The 16476-nt window shown below is 65.0% G+C and carries 18 protein-coding genes; 6 read left to right on the forward strand and 12 right to left on the reverse strand.

Translation table 11 applies throughout. From position 1 onward, the window contains the following. Nucleotides 1-35 precede the first annotated feature (35 nt). A complete protein-coding gene (locus tag QDT69_RS13075; RefSeq protein ID WP_279706939.1) occupies nucleotides 36-746 on the reverse strand; it encodes a hypothetical protein in 711 nt (236 codons plus the stop codon). Between the two features lie 125 nt (nucleotides 747-871). After that, nucleotides 872-1708, reverse strand: a complete 837-nt coding sequence (locus QDT69_RS13080; protein ID WP_050628434.1) for a hypothetical protein — start codon at nucleotides 1706-1708, stop codon at nucleotides 872-874. A 228-nt stretch (nucleotides 1709-1936) separates the two neighbouring features. Between QDT69_RS13080 and QDT69_RS13085 the strand changes: the two genes are divergently transcribed. The 3 genes from QDT69_RS13085 (at nucleotide 1937) to QDT69_RS13095 (ending at nucleotide 4658) form a co-directional block, all read left to right on the forward strand. Beyond that, nucleotides 1937-2152 (forward strand): hypothetical protein, encoded by a 216-nt coding sequence (locus QDT69_RS13085; protein ID WP_074131807.1) that lies wholly within the window; start codon nucleotides 1937-1939, stop codon nucleotides 2150-2152. A 170-nt stretch (nucleotides 2153-2322) separates the two neighbouring features. Then, on the forward strand, nucleotides 2323-3111 hold the full coding sequence (locus QDT69_RS13090) for an ATP-binding cassette domain-containing protein (protein ID WP_279706940.1): 789 nt from the start codon (nucleotides 2323-2325) through the stop codon (nucleotides 3109-3111). Further along, entirely contained in the window at nucleotides 3108-4658 is a 1551-nt protein-coding gene (locus tag QDT69_RS13095; RefSeq protein ID WP_279706941.1) for an ABC transporter permease/substrate-binding protein, read from the forward strand. The genes QDT69_RS13090 and QDT69_RS13095 overlap by 4 nt, the downstream gene beginning before the upstream one ends. Before the next feature lie 115 nt (nucleotides 4659-4773). Here the strand turns inward: QDT69_RS13095 and QDT69_RS13100 are convergent, their stop codons facing one another. Next, nucleotides 4774-6486 carry a sulfatase-like hydrolase/transferase gene (locus QDT69_RS13100; RefSeq protein ID WP_279706942.1) on the reverse strand — a complete coding sequence of 571 codons (1713 nt, stop codon included), beginning with the start codon at nucleotides 6484-6486 and terminating at the stop codon, nucleotides 4774-4776. Nucleotides 6487-6653: 167 nt separating this feature from the next. Then, nucleotides 6654-7355 (reverse strand): TetR/AcrR family transcriptional regulator, encoded by a 702-nt coding sequence (locus tag QDT69_RS13105; protein ID WP_279706943.1) that lies wholly within the window; start codon nucleotides 7353-7355, stop codon nucleotides 6654-6656. A gap of 195 nt (nucleotides 7356-7550) precedes the next feature. Between QDT69_RS13105 and QDT69_RS13110 the strand changes: the two genes are divergently transcribed. Beyond that, nucleotides 7551-8171 (forward strand): hypothetical protein, encoded by a 621-nt coding sequence (locus QDT69_RS13110; protein ID WP_279706944.1) that lies wholly within the window; start codon nucleotides 7551-7553, stop codon nucleotides 8169-8171. 12 nt (nucleotides 8172-8183) lie between these two features. Here QDT69_RS13110 and QDT69_RS13115 read toward each other — a convergent pair whose 3' ends face one another. After that, nucleotides 8184-8417: a hypothetical protein gene (locus tag QDT69_RS13115; RefSeq protein ID WP_279706945.1), complete on the reverse strand. Its 234-nt coding sequence runs from the start codon at nucleotides 8415-8417 to the stop codon at nucleotides 8184-8186. 28 nt (nucleotides 8418-8445) lie between these two features. Continuing rightward, complete coding sequence (locus QDT69_RS13120; protein ID WP_279706946.1) at nucleotides 8446-8844, reverse strand: lysozyme inhibitor LprI family protein; 399 nt, start codon at nucleotides 8842-8844, stop codon at nucleotides 8446-8448. Between the two features lie 136 nt (nucleotides 8845-8980). On the opposite strand from QDT69_RS13120, the gene QDT69_RS13125 reads away from it, so the two are divergent. Next, the gene (locus tag QDT69_RS13125) at nucleotides 8981-9997 is read left to right on the forward strand and encodes an adenylate/guanylate cyclase domain-containing protein (protein WP_279706947.1); all 1017 of its coding nucleotides are present in this window, start codon (nucleotides 8981-8983) and stop codon (nucleotides 9995-9997) included. Between the two features lie 49 nt (nucleotides 9998-10046). After that, nucleotides 10047-11291 (forward strand): DUF2336 domain-containing protein, encoded by a 1245-nt coding sequence (locus QDT69_RS13130; protein WP_279706948.1) that lies wholly within the window; start codon nucleotides 10047-10049, stop codon nucleotides 11289-11291. 160 nt (nucleotides 11292-11451) lie between these two features. On the opposite strand, the gene ilvC is transcribed toward QDT69_RS13130, so the two are convergent. From ilvC to QDT69_RS13160, 6 genes are all read right to left on the reverse strand, one after another. Continuing rightward, a complete protein-coding gene (gene ilvC / locus QDT69_RS13135; protein ID WP_279706949.1) occupies nucleotides 11452-12471 on the reverse strand; it encodes a ketol-acid reductoisomerase in 1020 nt (339 codons plus the stop codon). 150 nt (nucleotides 12472-12621) lie between these two features. Beyond that, nucleotides 12622-13230, reverse strand: coding sequence for a LysE family translocator (locus QDT69_RS13140; RefSeq protein ID WP_279706950.1), 609 nt, complete (start codon nucleotides 13228-13230; stop codon nucleotides 12622-12624). A gap of 7 nt (nucleotides 13231-13237) precedes the next feature. After that, entirely contained in the window at nucleotides 13238-14113 is an 876-nt protein-coding gene (locus QDT69_RS13145) for an EamA family transporter (RefSeq protein WP_279706951.1), read from the reverse strand. A 32-nt stretch (nucleotides 14114-14145) separates the two neighbouring features. Further along, nucleotides 14146-14841, reverse strand: a complete 696-nt coding sequence (locus QDT69_RS13150; protein WP_279706952.1) for a class I SAM-dependent methyltransferase — start codon at nucleotides 14839-14841, stop codon at nucleotides 14146-14148. 3 nt (nucleotides 14842-14844) lie between these two features. Next, on the reverse strand, nucleotides 14845-15387 hold the full coding sequence (gene ilvN, locus QDT69_RS13155) for an acetolactate synthase small subunit (RefSeq protein WP_016841057.1): 543 nt from the start codon (nucleotides 15385-15387) through the stop codon (nucleotides 14845-14847). A 21-nt stretch (nucleotides 15388-15408) separates the two neighbouring features. Next, nucleotides 15409-16395 (reverse strand): threonine dehydratase, encoded by a 987-nt coding sequence (locus QDT69_RS13160; protein WP_279706953.1) that lies wholly within the window; start codon nucleotides 16393-16395, stop codon nucleotides 15409-15411. Nucleotides 16396-16476: the final 81 nt, after the last annotated feature.

Raw genomic sequence — 16476 nt, forward strand, 5'->3', positions numbered from 1 at the left:
CTCCTCCAGCTTGGTGCGGACCGGCGAGCGCCCGGCTAACGTTGCTCGCCGGCCGGCTTGCCATCGTCTTCCCCCAGACAGCGGATCATGAAGGCCGTCGTGTCCCGCGGCAGCACCTGCGCGGCACGCGCCTTGAGACGGCATTCGAGCTGCGCGATCTGCCGCGCCCGCTGCCGCTCCGAGGGTAGCGTCGATTGCCGCAACCGGCGCAGGGTCATCGGCGAGCCGTCCGACTCGAAGCTGAGATCGTACTTCCTGCCATTCTGGTCGGTGGCAGCGCAGGTGATGGTCGACACCTGCCGCGTGACGAAGCTTCCGACCTGGCGGCAGGAGCCTGTCGACATCTCGACCAGCGGCACCGGCAGTCCATCGACACGCGGACGGTCGCTCGACTTCAGCAACATGCGATCGACTGCAAGCTCGAACAGATTGTCCTGGGTGCGCTCGGTACTCTCGCCGGAGAACGAGACGATGTGGCTCTTGTCGGCGGGATCGTCGAGCACCACGGTGAATTCGGAACGGCCGCGCAGGGTGTGGAAATAGGCCACCGCCTTGCAGGTATAGTTGCGGCCGGCGACGGTGACGTTGCGGCAGGTGCCGGACATCAATGCATACAGGTCGACGTCGTAGACCGGGCCGGCGGCCACCGCGAGCGCAGGCCAGCAGACGACGGCAACCGCAATCAATTGAGCGAAACGGGAGATCATGCTGAAACGGTCGCGAACACGGTCGTTGGAGAAGTCCATGGCGCAAGGTCGCCGATTTCCACGGACTGTGCAACGAAGAAGCAGGCCTAAATGTGGAAGCCGCGCAATCGACCGGGGAACGCAGGGCAAGCCGTGCTGAAAGGCCGCGGCCCTCGCGCCTTGCGTCAGATTTGCGGGCCGGACAGAGTGACCTCGCGCTCCGCACGGAACACGTTGCTGTAGAGGTTCGCAATCCACTGACGGCCGCTTGCCGTCATGTTCAGGCAGTTGATGGCGCCCTGGATGTGCGGCGCAACCATATTCCAGTAGAATTGCGGATAACGGTCGACGATGTCCGCCGGCGATTCATAGCCGAGCTGACGGTTGATGCCGACTTCCTCGAACTCGTGATAGAGCGCGTTGGCTTTCCTGATGTAGTTGGGATCGCCGAGTTGCCCGATGAAATCGGCCGCCCGCACGATCGCCGCCTCGTCATCATATTGCTGGCCTTCGGGCGATGGAAACCGCGTGCCCTCGATGTTGCGCGCGACGCGCTCGCGATCGAGCGGCAGCACGGCCTCGAGCCTGTCCAGCACATAGAGCTTCGAGCGATCGACGTGATACGGCATCAGGCCGGCATCCGACGAGCCGCGCGGCAGCACGACCTTGTTGCCGGCGGCATCGATGACGTAGCCATCGGGTCCATCGCCCTTCAGCAGGCCGCGCACATAGCCGATGTCGTGCGTCAGGCAGGCGATGATGGTGTGGGTGTAATCCTCCGCGGTGACGTGGGTATGCAGCGCGCGGCCGCGGATGATGTCATGCCCGGCCAGCGTGACCAGCATCGTATGCTCGACATTGTGGTAGAGCGCATCGCTGTTGCCGATGCATTCCAGCGCGATGCGCGCGGCAGCCGGCAGGAGTTCGCCAAAGCGCGCCTGCGAGGCCCCGAAGGTGCGGCTGACGTGCGTGGCGAGAAACTTCTCCAAAGCACCTGCCGCCAACTCAGGTAACGTCATCATCGATGCAGCCCCCGACCGCGCAACGTTCCTCACTCGCCCCGATCTCACGTCGTAGTTGGGGAGCAATTATAGCGTATCTGCGGGCGTGCGGCTACGCGTTGGCGGGCACGTGATTCGTTCAGCCGTACCTTCCCGGTCTTGCCGGCTGCGACACCAAAGTCGCTGATAATGGCATGAACCGTGCATGATTCGGTTCAGACCGGGTTAATCCTACGGATAAACACCATCATGCTCGTTACGCTCGTCGCCATCCTCTGCAATGCTCAGCTCTGCATGGAAAAGGTCGTCACCAACAGCGACCAATCCGGCATCACCATGGGCGCCTGCGCCGTGAGTGCCCAAATCGGCATCGCCGACTGGCTCGCCAAGGGGCCGTATCACGATTGGCGCTTGCAGAGCTATAAGTGCATCATGGGCAAATACGTACCCAAGAACGAAGTGTGATGTGTGCTCACAGCCCCCGAGGGGGCTGACCCGCTTCGCTTGCCCAACTGGAACAGCCTGCGAAACCGCGTGATGCAGGCGCGTGCACCTCAAGTCAAAGTCCATTTTATGGGCTATCACTGTCGTTCACGATAGTGAGAGACCGGAGGTCCTCCAGGAATGGCTAGAGAATGCCCGCAACGCCGCTGATCGCCTACGCGCATGTCGGCAAGAGTTTTGACAATGGTCGCGTGGTGGCGGTCGACGACGTCTCGCTTGACGTCGCCGAGGGTGAATTTCTGGCTATCGTCGGCGGCTCGGGCTCCGGTAAGACGACGCTGCTCAGGCTGGCCAACCGCCTGATCGAAGCCGACCGCGGCCAGATCGCCGTCGAGGGCGAAGACGTCAGCCGCGTCGATCCGATCCTGCTGCGGCGCCGCATCGGGTATGTCTTCCAGAGCGGCGGGCTGTTTCCGCATCTCACCGTCGCCGGCAATATCGGCATCACGCCAAGGCTGCTCGGCTGGCCGCAGCCGGAGATCTCCGCGCGGGTCGACGAACTGCTCGATCTCGCGCGGCTCGACCGCGCCCAACATCGCGACCGCCTGCCGCACGAACTCTCCGGCGGCCAACGCCAACGCGTCGGCGTCGCGCGTGCGCTGGCTGCGAAGCCGCGCATCGTGCTGATGGACGAGCCGTTCGGCGCGCTCGATCCGCTGACCCGCGACGCGCTCGGTGACGACTATCGCACGCTGCACCGTAAGCTCGGCCTGACCACGGTCATGATCACCCACGACATGACCGAGGCGCTGCTGCTGGCCGACCGGGTCGCGGTGATGCGCGGCGGCAGGCTGCTCGCCTTGGGCACCGCCGCGGAGCTTGCGCGCAACACCGACGCCTATGTCGGCGAACTCCTGCGGACACCGCGGCGACACGCCGAGCGCCTCGGCGCATTGCTGCCGCGGGACGCCTCGGCATGAGCGATCCACGCTGGAGCGAAGCGCTTGCGCACCTGCCTGATTACCTCGGCAATCATGTCCGGGTCAGCGTCGCCGCGCTGGCGCTCGGGCTTCTGATCAGCCTGCCGCTTGCGATCATCGCCCGCAACCGGCCGGTGCTGCGCGGCGCGCTGCTCGGACTTGCCAGCATCGTGCAGACGGTGCCCGGTCTGGCGCTGCTCGCGCTGTTCTATCCGCTGCTGCTGGCGCTCACTGCCGTGACCGCGGCGTGGCTCGGCTTCAGCTTCTCCGCCTTCGGCTTCCTGCCCGCAGTGCTGGCGCTCGCGCTCTATTCGATGCTTCCGGTGTTGCGCAACACCATCACCGGCCTGTCGGGCGTCGATCCGGCGGTGCTGGAGGCCGCCGAGGGCGTCGGGATGACACCACGGCAATCGCTCACCATGGTCGAGCTGCCGCTGGCGCTGCCGGTGATGATGGCGGGGATTCGCACCGCCGCGGTGTGGGTGATCGGCACCGCGACGCTGTCGACGCCGATCGGCCAGACCAGCCTCGGCAATTACATCTTCGCGGGGCTGCAGACCCAGAACTGGGTGTTCGTGCTGTTCGGCTGCTTCGCCGCCGCCGTGCTTGCGCTGGTCGTCGACCAGTTGCTGGCGCTGATCGAGAACGGCTTGCGCAATCGCAGCCGCATCCGCGCCGCGCTCGGCGGGCTCGGTATTGCCGCGCTGATCGCGGCGACGCTGGTTCCGGCGCTCGCACGTCCGCAGGCGCGCTACGTGGTCGGCGCCAAGACCTTCACCGAGCAATATGTGCTGTTGGCGCTGATGGCGCAGCGGCTGCAAGCGGCCGGGCTGCCGACGACGACCCGCGCCGGCCTCGGCTCCAACGTGATCTTCGATGCGCTCGCAGCCGGCGATATCGACGTCTATGTCGATTATTCCGGCACGCTGTGGGCCAACCAGTTCCATCACAGCGACATCTGGCCCCGCGCCGAACTGCTGAGCGAGCTGAAGTCGACGCTGGAGAAGCAGGACATCACTTTGTTCGGCGAGCTCGGCTTCGAGAATGCCTATGCGCTTGTGATGCCGAAGACGCGCGCCGATCAGCTCGGCATCCATTCGATCGCCGACCTCGCCTCACACGCCGCGACGATGTCGATCGCCGGCGACTACGAATTCTTCTCGCGGCCGGAATGGGCCGGGATCCAGAAGGCCTATGGGCTGGCGTTCCGCGCCCAACGGACGATGCAGCCGGATTTCATGTATGCCGCGGTCGCCTCCGGCGAGGTTGACGTCATCGCGGGCTATACCAGCGACGGGCTGATCGCGAAATACGACCTCGTCGCGCTCGCGGACGACAGGCACGCGATCCCGCCCTATGACGCGATCGTGCTGCTGTCACCGAAGCGGCGTGACGACGAAGCGCTCAAGGCAGCGCTGCGGCCGCTGCTCGGCAAGATCGGTATCGCCGAGATGCGCGAGGCAAACCTGCGCGCGTCGGGCAATGACGCATCATCGTCGCCCGACGCCGTGGCGCGCTGGCTGTGGGAGAAGGTCGGGGGAAAATAATACACCCGCCGTCATTGCGAGCGAAGCGAAGCAATCCACCTCTCCGCATGCGAGGAGAGATGGATTGCTTCGTCGCTACGCTCCTCGCAATGACGGTGGAGAACGCGTGTGCGCCTTACAGTCCCTTGATGATCCCCGCGTCGATCAACAGGCGGTTGAAGCGGCGCGCTTCTGCGCCGTCCCTGCAGGAATAGAACGCGCCGTTGCAGCGAAGCATGATCGCCTTCTGCTCCTCGAACGAGGGATCGAGCGGAATGCCCGCGGCTTCCTGAATCACCAGCGGCAGATAGGCCGCATCGATGGTGTCCATCACCGCCGGGCTCTTCACCGGCTCGAAGTTGACGGCATCGATCGCGTAGTATGTCGCGTAGTAGCGCGGGTCGTAATCCATCAGCTTCTTGCCGATGCCGGCCTCGTCGAGTTCGGGATCGAGCAACTGCGGCGAGAACTCCGGCTGGTGATCGCCGTAGCGCACGATCAGGAACGGCTGCGCCGGGAATTTCTTCTTCAGCGCCGCGACGAAGCCGGCATAGTCGTTGGCGCTCATGCTCTGCCGGCGCAGATATTCGTCGACCGACGGCGTGTTGCCCGGCCGCTTCCATGCCGGCAGCAGCTCGGGACGGAATTTCGTCTCCCACGGGAAATGATTGGCGGCGAGATAGACGAAGGTGAACAGCGGCGCATTGAGTGTCTTCTGCTCGGCCATCAGCTTCAGCGCCTTGTCGTAGAAGAAGCTGTCGGGCTCGACGTCCTTCGCATGCAGATCATGCGCGTCGTAGAAATGCTGGATGCCGGTCGTGGTCTGGAAGCTGCGCGCACTCATGAAGGCGCCGAACGCCGGATACAGCGACAGCGTGTCGTAGCCGCAGCGGCGCAGCGCCAGCGGCAAGCCACGCTCGACCCGGCCTGACGCGATGCGGGTGACGAAATAGGCGAACCGGCCGAACGAGCGCGAGGACAATCCCGCAAGCACGTTGTACTCGGTGAACCAACTCGGCCCGCCATTGCTTTCGGCGAGGAATTTGCGCTCGACGCCGTCATAGGATTTGAAGTGGCTGCCATATCCGGGCGGGACCTTGACGCCGGGTGCGGTACGGATGTCGAAGCTCGATTCATCATGGATCATGATGATGTTCGGCCGCCGCCCGGCGGGATGGCAGGCTTCCACCAGCGGCATCTTGAGCTGATCACTCGCCGAGGGATCCGACTCCATGAAGCCATAGGCGACGAAGTCCGACACCGCCGTCACGCCGGAGCGCGCGAACTTCGACAGATAGCCGTCGTCATAGTAGCCGCGCCAGGCTTCATCCGGCCAGGCGAAGGCGTAAGCTGAGAGCGCTGCGGTGCAGGCAAGGCAGGCAGCCGCGGCCGGCAGGCGGCGGATGCGGAACGGATCGAGCCACCACAGCGCGTACATCAAGGGCAGCGTGACAAGGCCGGCGCCGATGATCGACCAGCGCAGGTTCGGAAAGATCGTGAGCAGGAACGCGGCGGTGTCGCGATCGATCACCATCAGGTCGACGAAGTTCGCGGTCATCTGCACCACGTCGTGCTTGAACCGCGACAGCAGCACCAGCACCACGACCAGCGTCAGCGACAGCGCGCCCGACAACGCGGGCCGGCGCAGCAGCGCGATGAACAGGAAGTTGAGGATTCCCCAGGTCAGCAGGAAGCAGAGCCGCGAGCCGAAATCGGTCTCGGTCCGCAACATCAGGATCAACGCGCCGAGATGCGGCGCGGCGACCGCCGTCAACCGCCAGATGCCGATCGCGGCAAGACCGCCGGCCAGTGCGGCGACGGAAGAGTTTTGCTGAGGCGCGGGCGCCATGGGCGGGACGCAATACTACCCGGCGCAATGCCACGGCCTTGACTGGCAAAGGCCAGGAGGCACACCGCACAGCCGGTGTCTGCGCCGTGTCATAAAATCGTAATTGAATCGTCATGAACGCGCAATGAATTTGCCCGCCCCGAAGTCCTCTTCGGCCAACGCGGTGCTTAGAATTGGGAGGTACGCCTTTTGATGCCCGCGATGAAGAGGTCGACGACATCGGCCGCCATCCGCTCGACCTCGGCTTCACCGACGCCCCAGCGCGGCATATGGCCGTCGATGTGCATCCGCGCAAAACCGTAGACCAGCGCGCGGCCGGCGATCTGGACCTGCTTCAGGTCGCGCGCGCCGAGCTGGCCGGCCGCAAATGCCTCCGCCAGCGTGCGCTCGGTCAGGCCGATCAACTCGGCATTGTCACTGGAGACCCCGGCCGAGCGGTCGTGGTCGAAGAAGCGGCGGCTGGAGATGATCTCGAAATGGGTCGGGTTCTTCATAGCCCAGCGCAGATAGGCGATCCCGAGGCAACGGAAGCGGCCGAGCGGATCGCCCGGCGGCGCATCGGCCAGCGCCGCCTCGATCTCGGCGCGGAAGCGGCGCTGCGCCTCCTCGGCCGCCGCATTCATCAGGGCATCGCGGCTCGGGAAATGCCGGAACGGGGCCCCCGGCGAAACCCCGGCGCGGCGCGCGGCCTCGCGCACGCTGACCGCCTCCGGCCCGCCTTCGCCGACCAGTTGCATGGCCGCATCGATCAGGACACGGCGCAGGTCACCGTGATGATACGGCTTGGCCGCCGGCGCCCGCGCCGCGATGGACGGACGCGGCTTGGCGGGTCGGCCTCCGGCAGGCGGGCTCTTGGCGGGACGGCGCATCTCACTTTGGCTCTTTGTTTGAGCATGATCTCCGCGCAAACGCTTCGCGTTTGTCGCGAGGGAAAACCGCTTCGCACTTTTCCGGATCATGCCCCTAGCATCACCCGCTTGTGAATGTAAGCACCGATTACACGGATTGACCGCACGCGATCGCGAAATGTAATTGGTGATTACATCAACATCAGGAGGCAGGACATGACGACACGTCGGAACTGGTTCGAGGGCTGGCGGCTGTTCGGCCTGCTCACGCTGACCCTGATCGGGCTTTCGATCTGGATCGCCGCGATGCGCCAATTCGAGGTCGAGGGCGTGCGGATGGTGATCCGTTTCACGGCGCGAACCTCGCTGCTGTTGTTCTGCCTCGCCTTCTCCGCCGCAGCGCTGGCGCGGCTCTGGCCGAGCGCCTGGACCCACTGGCAGCGCCGCAATCGCCGTTACCTTGGCGTCACCTTCGCCGCGTCGCACGCCATCCATGCGGTCGCGATCACTGCGTTCGCAATGCTCGATCCAGCCGGCTTCGCGGCCGCGACCTCCGCCGTCTCCTACATTTTCGGCGGCATCGGCTATCTCGTCATCATCGCGCTGACCGCGACGTCGTTCGACCGCACGGCTGCGCTGCTCGGTTCAGGCGCCTGGCGCAGGCTGCATCTGATCGGCGGCTACTATCTGCTGCTGCAGTTCACGGTCTCGTTCGGCAAGCGGATCCCGGAGATGCCGCTCTACGCGCTATTTCTCGTGCCGCTCGCCGCGGTGTTCGCGCTCAGGATGATCAGCATGGCCGCGCGGCCCGCGCCACGCGAGGCGCAGGCGGGCTAAGATCGGGCCACCTCACACCAAATGAAACTTGCGGCCGAGCCGGCGATGAACCGACAGCACCGCACGGTCGACGTCGCTGATCAGGCTGTCGCCGAGCACGACGTTCGGAATCTCCCAGTTGCGCCCGATCTGCGCGTCAGGGAGCGCTGTGACCGCCGGCACGCGCGCGGTCTCACAGCCGGGCTGGGCGCGCAGCGCCTCCTCCGCAAGCTGGGTCAATTCGTGCTGGCTCTTTCCGTCGGTCATGACCGCGGTCCTGACTCCGGAAGATGGCTCACTGATGGCCGAGATTCTCCAGTTCCTTGGCGCGGGCTTCTGTCATGCTGCGCATGCATTCGCCGGCATCGAGCCGGGCGATGGTGCCCTCGCCGAGGTCGTAATACAGGCAGTTGGCGTCGCGGTACTGGATCCATAGCCGCTGCGCGGTGCGCAGCTGCTCGCGCTGCTTGTCGCCGGCGGCATCCTTGAGCGCCTGCTGATAGCCGGCGTTCATCCGCTTGTCCCATTGCGCAGTCTTGGCCTTCAGGCACTCGACCATCTGGTAGGTGCTGCCGTCGCAGGACTGCTCGCCATCGCCCTGATCGCCGGCGAAGGCCGAGGAAGCGGCGATGATGAAAGCGGCCGCAACCAGGGCCCTCTGCCCGCGCGCGCCTGTTGTGAGAACCGATGTCATGCCCGACTTCCCTTTCCAATTGGTCCTGCAGCCGGACCATATATGAGTGCGCCTACGATGCATCCCGTTCACGTCAGGCCGCACCCCGGCTGGCCTTCCCGATCCGCGCGGGATATTTCATGGGCGTGGAGGAATCATGCGGCGCATCGTGACGCCTGTGATCATTCTGGTCGTGCTCGGCCTGCTCGTCGGCGGGCTGTTTCGCTATGCCTTCGATCGGCCCAACGAGGCTTCGGTCTCGAACTACGGGCGCAGCGCCATTGAGGGCGCCGCCATCACCCTGATTGTCTGGGCCACGCACCTCTATCTGGCCGCGCGTGGTGGCTGGCTGCGGCAACGGCCGCTCATCGTCGAGCTGCTTGCCCGCTCCGTTATCCTCGCCGTCACCGTCGCGGTTGCCGCGATCGTGCTGGAGGTCGTGCTCAACGAGCACGGGATCGACGCGAAATTTTTCCGCGAAACCTTCCTGAAGATCATCGGCGTCTCGCTGCTGCTGTCGATCCCGATCACAGCGATCTACGAGCTGGTGCGGATGATCGGCGGACGGACGCTGCTCAACGTCGTGCTCGGACGCTATCGCCAGCCGGTGCGCGAGGAGCGCGTGCTGCTGTTTCTCGATCTGGTCGGCTCGACGACGCTGGCAGAACAGATGGGCGAGTTGCGCGTGCAGGAGCTGTTGACGCGCTTCTTCTCCGACATCGACGCGCCGATCGTGGCGCATGGCGGCGAGGTGCACGCCTATGTCGGCGACGAGGTCATCGTGACCTGGCCGGTCGACGCCGGTCAGCCGCTGCGCTGGCTCGGCTGCGTGTTCGCGATCGCCGATCGCCTCGCCAAGCGAGCCGACTATTATCGCAAGCAGTTCGGCGTGGCGCCCGCGTTCCGTGCCGGAATGCATGCCGGTCCGGTGGTCGTCGCCGAATGCGGGGACTCGCGGCGGCAGATTGCCTATTTCGGCGACACCGTGAACGTCACGGCGCGGTTGCAGGCGCATTGCAAGGAGGCTGACCGGCCGCTGCTGATCTCTGGCGAACTGCTTCGCCTGCTGCCGTCGGAGCTGGATTTTGTGGTCGAGCCGCTCGGCGCGACGCAATTGCGCGGCCGCGCCGCGTCGATCGAGGTCTTCGCGGTCGCGCGGCGCGCAACGTCCTAAACAATCCCTTAAAGCGCACCCGCCTCGGCGGCTGCATCGAAAGCGCGAATTGAATCGTATCCGGTCGCGGCCCGTTAAGGATGGCAATGCACCCCGTATTTGCACCGGGTTCCACCTTAACGCAGGTGTAAGACCGCGCCGTGCATGGTGCCCGGACAGGTGTCAACAAAAACAAGGTTGCCCATCGATGGCGCAACAGGCGTCACAATCGATTATTGCCGAACTCGAGGATGCGGTCCGGGACGGAACATCGGCCAAGCGCGTGCAGACGCTGCGGCAGGTCACCGATCTGTTCCTGAACGACGGCGACCGCCTCAACGATGAACAGGTCAAGGTGTTCGACGACGTGCTCTGCCTCCTGGTGGCGCGCGTCGAGACGCGGGCACGGGCCGAACTCAGCAAGCGGCTCGCGCCGCTCGACTACGCGCCGTTTGATGTGATTCATCACCTTGCCTGGGACGACGATATCGGCGTCGCCGGCGAAGTGCTGACCCACTCCAGCCGCCTCTCAAACGCCGCACTGCGCGAGATTGCCAGCAGCAAGGGACAGGACCATCTGTTCGCGATCTCCGCGCGGGAAAACCTGCCCGCATTCGTCACCGACGTGATCATCGATCGCGGCGAGGACAGGGTGATCCGGCGCCTCGCCAAGAACGCCGGTGCGGAGTTCTCCGACAAGGGCTATTCCACGATCGTCGCCCGCGCCGAAGGCGACGACGAGCTGGTCGAGATCCTCGGACTGCGCATCGATATTCCGGCCAAGCTGCTGCGCGACCTGCTGCTGCGCGCCAAGGAGACGGTGCGCGCCCGCCTGCTCGCGATCGCCTCGCCTCGGGCGCGCGAGGAGATCAGCCAGGTGCTGAACGACATCGCCCAGGAAGAGGCCGCCGCTCCGCGCCGCAACTACGGCATCGCCGAAGAGCTGGTCAAGCTGATGAAGCAGCTGAACGAGCTCGATGATGTAGCGGTCTACAAATTCGCTGAGCAAGGCAAGTTCGACGAGGTCACGGTCGCGCTCGCCGTGCTCAACGACATGCCGATCGCGATGATCGAACGGCTGATGCTCGGGCTGCGCTCTGACCTGCTGTTGATCCCGTGCCGCTCGGCAAAGCTGAACTGGCCGACGGTGGAAACCATCCTGCGCAAGCGGCCGCTGCCGCATGCCATCGACCACGCGACGATCGAGATCGCGCAACGCGATTACCGGCGGCTGTCGCTGGAAACCGCCCAGCGCACCGTGCGGTTCTGGCAACTGCACAACAGGATCGAGAAGCAGCCGATGGCGGCGGGATAATCGCCGCCAGCGTCTTCGCAACAAAGAAAAAGGGTGGGCAATGCGCCCACCCTTTTTTTGTATCACCGTGTCATTCCGGGGCGCCTCGAAGAGGCGAACCCGGAATCTCGAGATTCCGGGTTCGGTCCGCGGACCGCCCCGGAATGACAGGCTTCGCCTGTCAGTTCTTGCTCTTGTCGACCAGCGCGCCCTTCTTGATCCAGGGCATCATGTCGCGCAGCTTGGCGCCGACTTCCTCGATCGGATGGGCGGCGAGCTTGGCGCGGGTCGCCTTGAACGAGGTCTGGTTGACCTTGTTCTCCAGCATCCAGTCGCGGGCGAACTTGCCGCCCTGGATGTCGGCGAGGACGCGCTTCATCTCCGCCTTGGTCTCGGCCGTGACGATGCGCGGACCGGTGACATACTCGCCGTATTCGGCGGTGTTGGAGATCGAGTAGTTCATGTTGGCGATGCCGCCTTCGTAGATCAGGTCGACGATCAGCTTCACTTCGTGCAGGCACTCGAAATAGGCCATCTCGGGCGCGTAGCCGGCCTCGACCAGCGTCTCGTAGCCGCCCTTGATCAGCTCGACCAGGCCGCCGCAGAGCACGACCTGCTCGCCGAACAGGTCGGTCTCGCACTCTTCCTTGAAGGTGGTCTCGATGATGCCGGCGCGGCCACCGCCGATCGCCGATGCATAGCTGAGGCCGAGGTCATGGGCGTTGCCCGAGGAATCCTTGGCGATCGCGATCAGGCAGGGCACGCCGCCGCCGCGCTGATATTCCGAGCGCACGGTGTGGCCGGGGCCCTTCGGCGCGATCATCAGCACGTCGAGGTCGGCGCGCGGATCGAGCAGGTTGAAGTGCACGTTGAGGCCGTGGGCGAACACGAGCGCCGCGCCGTTCTTCATGTTGTCGTGCAGATGCTCGCGATAGATGTCGCCCTGCAGCTCGTCCGGGGTCAGCATCATGACGAGGTCGGCCCACTTGGCGGCTTCAGCGACTTCCATCACCTTGAAGCCGGCGTTCTCGGCCTTCTTGGCCGAGGCCGAACCCTTGCGCAGCGCGATCGCCACGTCCTTGACGCCGGAATCCTTCAGGTTCAGCGCATGGGCGTGGCCCTGGCTGCCGTAGCCGACGATGGCGACCTTTTTGCCCTTGATCAGGTTCAGGTCGGCATCGCGATCGTAGTAAACTCGCATCGTGGTTTCCTCGTTTGAAGGGGGCCAAAATCGGCCGATGAATCAGGCTTTCGGAAGGTCAGAACCGCCGGGCGCCCGCGAATTTCCGGCGTTGTCTAGAGCATTTTCCCGCTCAGGGGAAACCCTCATCTCGCATGGCGCGGTGCGGCATCATGCGTCCATGAAGACCGGGTAGAGCGAGGCCAGCAGCAGGATGGCCATCACCACGTTGAAGGCGCGGATCGCCCGGGGTGAGGTTAGGACCGGCCGCAGCGCGGTGCCGAACAGCGCCCAGACGATGCAGGATACCGTCCCCAGGATCAGGCTGAGGCCGACCTGGATCGCGATGTTCCAGGGGAAGGCGGCAATCGCCGCATAGGCCGTGATGGTGCCGATCACCATCACCCAGCCCTTGGCATTGATCCACTGGAACATGGCCGCGCCCCAGAAGGTCATCGGGCCGCGGCCGGGCCTGTCGCCCTTGTCGGCCGAGGGCGGCTCGGCCATGGCGATGACCGCTGCGAGATACACCAGATAGGCGACGCCGCCATATTTGAGGATCGTCTGCAGCACCGGATAGGCGATGAAGACGGCCCCGAGCCCGACGCCGACCGCGCCGACCATGAAGGCGAAACCGACCGTGATGCCGGCGATGTGGGGCACCGTGCGGCGGAAGCCATAGGTCAGCCCCGACGACAGCAGCATGATGTTGTTGGGGCCCGGGGTGAAGAACATCACGACGGCAAACACGACAAAGGCGAACAGCAGCGAGCTCGACATGGTGCCCTCACGCAACTTTCGGCAGCGCTTTTGGCCGCTTCGACAGCAGCATCACGGCGATGCCGCCGATGACCGTGACCATGCCGGCGAGCCGCAGCGGCCCGAATGTCTCGCCGAACACGATGCTGGAGGCGGCCGAGCCGACGAACGGCACCAGCAGCGCGAACGGCACCACCTGTGCCGCCGGATAATCCCTGAGCAGCCGGCCCCACAGCCAATAGGCGATGCTGGTCGAGATGCCGCCGAGGCAGAGCACGCAGACGAACCCGGTCAGCGACATGTGGCTCAGCGCCTGCCAGGTCGGCTGCGGCCCGTTGCTGATCAGGGTCAGCACCGCGAGCGGCACCGCAGCGCACAGGCACAGCCAGGCGAACAGGTCGAACATCGGCGCTGTGTGCGCCTGCCGCAGCAGGAGATTGCCGATCGCAAAACTGACCGGACAGATCATCAGAATCGCAAAGGCTGTGACGCTGAAGTCATAGCCGACGGTGCCGCAGATCATCAACAGGCCGAGCGCGGCGATCGCGACGCCGATCGCCTGCGGCCGCGTCGGCATCTCGCCGAAGGCGATCGCGGCGAACGCGATGGTGAACAGCGCCTGGCTCTGCACCACCACGCTGGAAAGTCCGACCGGGACGCCGTGCGCGATCGCGAAGGCCTGCGCGAGGAACTGGCCGAGGAACAGCGTGGAGCTGATCGCGATCAATAGCGGCCAGGGGACATCAGGCTTGCGCAGGAACAGGCAGGGCAACGCGGCAATAGCGAAGCGCAGCGTCGTCATGAGCTCCGGCGAGAACTCATTGAGCGCGATCCGGCTTGCGACGAACGCAAGCCCCCAGATCACCGCAACCATGACGGCGATGCCAACATCGGCCGGCTTCATTGTTCTTCTTTTGCTTCCGTTTCGGTCGGGATCTAGATCTGTTCGTCCGGCTTCGGTTTGCGCAGCAGATAGGTGCCGTGCAGCGGCGCGTGGTAGTCGGCGGCGACCATCGTGAAGCCGGTCTCGGTCAGCATACGCTCCATCACCCAGCCGAAGGTCGAGTATTCGTCGCGCATATGGGTCATCACGCTTTCGCGCTCGAAACCGTGGTTCTTGATCGAGAAATCGGCCCAGCCCTCGACATCGCGATCGACACCGTCGGGCATGCTGACGAACACCATGTCGCGCAGATAGAAATTCGCGCCGGGCTTCAGCGCATTGAATATCCGCGACAGCGCCACCGCCTTCCAGAAGTCCGGCAGATGATGCAGCGTGAACTCGCTGACGATGAGGTCGTAGGAATTCGGCTGATAGGCAAAGGACAACAGCCCGGCCGGCTGGGTCCGGATCTTCGCCTTGCGGTCGCGCGCGTAGATTTCGGCGAGCCCGATCATCGCCGGCGAGATGTCGATGGCGTCGACCTCGGCGCCCATCAGCGCCGCCTCGGTCGCCAGCACGCCGTTGCCGCAGCCGATATCGGCGATCCGCCAGCTCGGCTTGACGCCGAGCATGGTCAGCGCCTGGCGGGCACGGACATCGCTGTCCTCGCTGACGTCATAGATCGAGGCAACCGCGGTATCGAGACCGACCTGCCGCCGTTGCGTGTAGTACCAGTCGCGCGCCAACATGACTCACATCCCTTCCGGCCCACGCGTGATCGCGGCCACCCCGGTTCGTGACACCTCGACCAGGCCCAAGGGGCGCATCAGGTCGATGAACTGACTGATCTTGGACGAATTGCCCGTGATCTCGAATACGAAGCTCTCGGTCGTGGCATCGATCACCCGGGCGCGGAACGCATCCGCGAGCCGCAGCGCCTCGACGCGGTGATCGCCACCGCCCCGCACCTTGACCATCGCAAGCTCGCGCTCGATCGAACTGCCGGTCAGCGTCATGTCGACGACGCGGTAGACCGGGATCATGCGGTCGAGCTGATGCTTGATCTGCTGGATCACCATCGGCGTGCCCGTGGTGACGATCGTGATCCGCGAGAGATGTTTCTGGCTCTCGGTCTCCGAGACGGTGAGACTTTCGATGTTGTAGCCGCGGCCGGAGAACAGGCCGATCACGCGGGCGAGCACGCCGGGCTCGTTCTGCACGAGCACGGACAGGGTGTGCGTCTCGTTCGGATCGTGACGCTCTTCGAGGAAGTAGGCGGATGCGGGCTGGTTCATGGTCGTCCCCTTACATTCTGTTCACGCCACCGCCCGCTGGGCGGCCGGCGCAGCATCCGTCCCGATCCAGGTCCGGAACAGATCGAAATCGATATTGCCGCCGCTCAGGATCAGGCCTACGCGCTTGCCGGCGAGCTTGCTCTTTTCCTGCAGCGCGGCCGCGAGCGCCGCGGCGCCCGCGCCCTCGGCGAGATTGTGGGTGTCGGTCCAGTAAGCGCGGATCGCCTGGCCGACTTCATCGTCGCTGACCTGCACGATACGGGATGCGCCCTTCTGGATCAGGGCGAACGCGTCCGCATCGGGAATCCGCGTCGCCATGCCGTCGGCGAGCGTATTGCTGGTCTCGGTGGTCACGATCCTTCCGGCTGCGAACGACAGCGCGTAGGACGGCGCCTCGGTCGACTGCACGCCGACGATCTCGGTCTTCAGCCCGAGCAGGTCGCGCGCTATGATGCAGCCGGAGATGCCGGAGCCCTGCCCGATCGGCACATAGAGAATGTCGAGGTCGAGCGCCGAGCGGAACAGCTCGAGCGCGTAGGTCGCAACGCCCAGCACCAGGTCGGTGTGGAACGACGGCACCATGTGCAGGCCGGCGAACTGGGCGCGGCGCTCGGCCTCTTCGCGCGCGGCCTGAAAGTCCTCGCCATGCTCGACAAGCTCGGCGCCGAACGCATGCATAGCGCGGTTCTTCTCGACCGAGTTGCCGCGCGGCACATAGATCACCGCCGGCACGCCGTGACGCCCCGCGGCAAACGCCAGGCTCTGGCCATGATTGCCGCGCGTCGCCGAGATGATGCCGGGCACATCGGGCCGCTCGCGCTTCAGCCGCTCGAGATAGACCAGGCCGCCGCGCACCTTGAAGGCGCCGGTCGGCGTGTGGTTCTCATGCTTGACCACGACCTCGGTACCGAGCCGCTCAGCCAGCAATGGCCAGGCATACGCCGGCGTCGCCGGCACTGCGGTGCCGACGATCCTGTGCGCGCGCTCGAGTTCGTTCAAGTCGAACATGGTAGCCCCGCTTGCGGTCTGCTCCCTCGCCCCGCTTGCGGGGCCGAGACGAGCTTTGCTCGCTCTGAGAGGGTTGGGGTG

Origin of the sequence: Bradyrhizobium sp. CER78, from assembly GCF_029846235.1 — a bacterium.
Classification (GTDB): domain Bacteria; phylum Pseudomonadota; class Alphaproteobacteria; order Rhizobiales; family Xanthobacteraceae; genus Bradyrhizobium.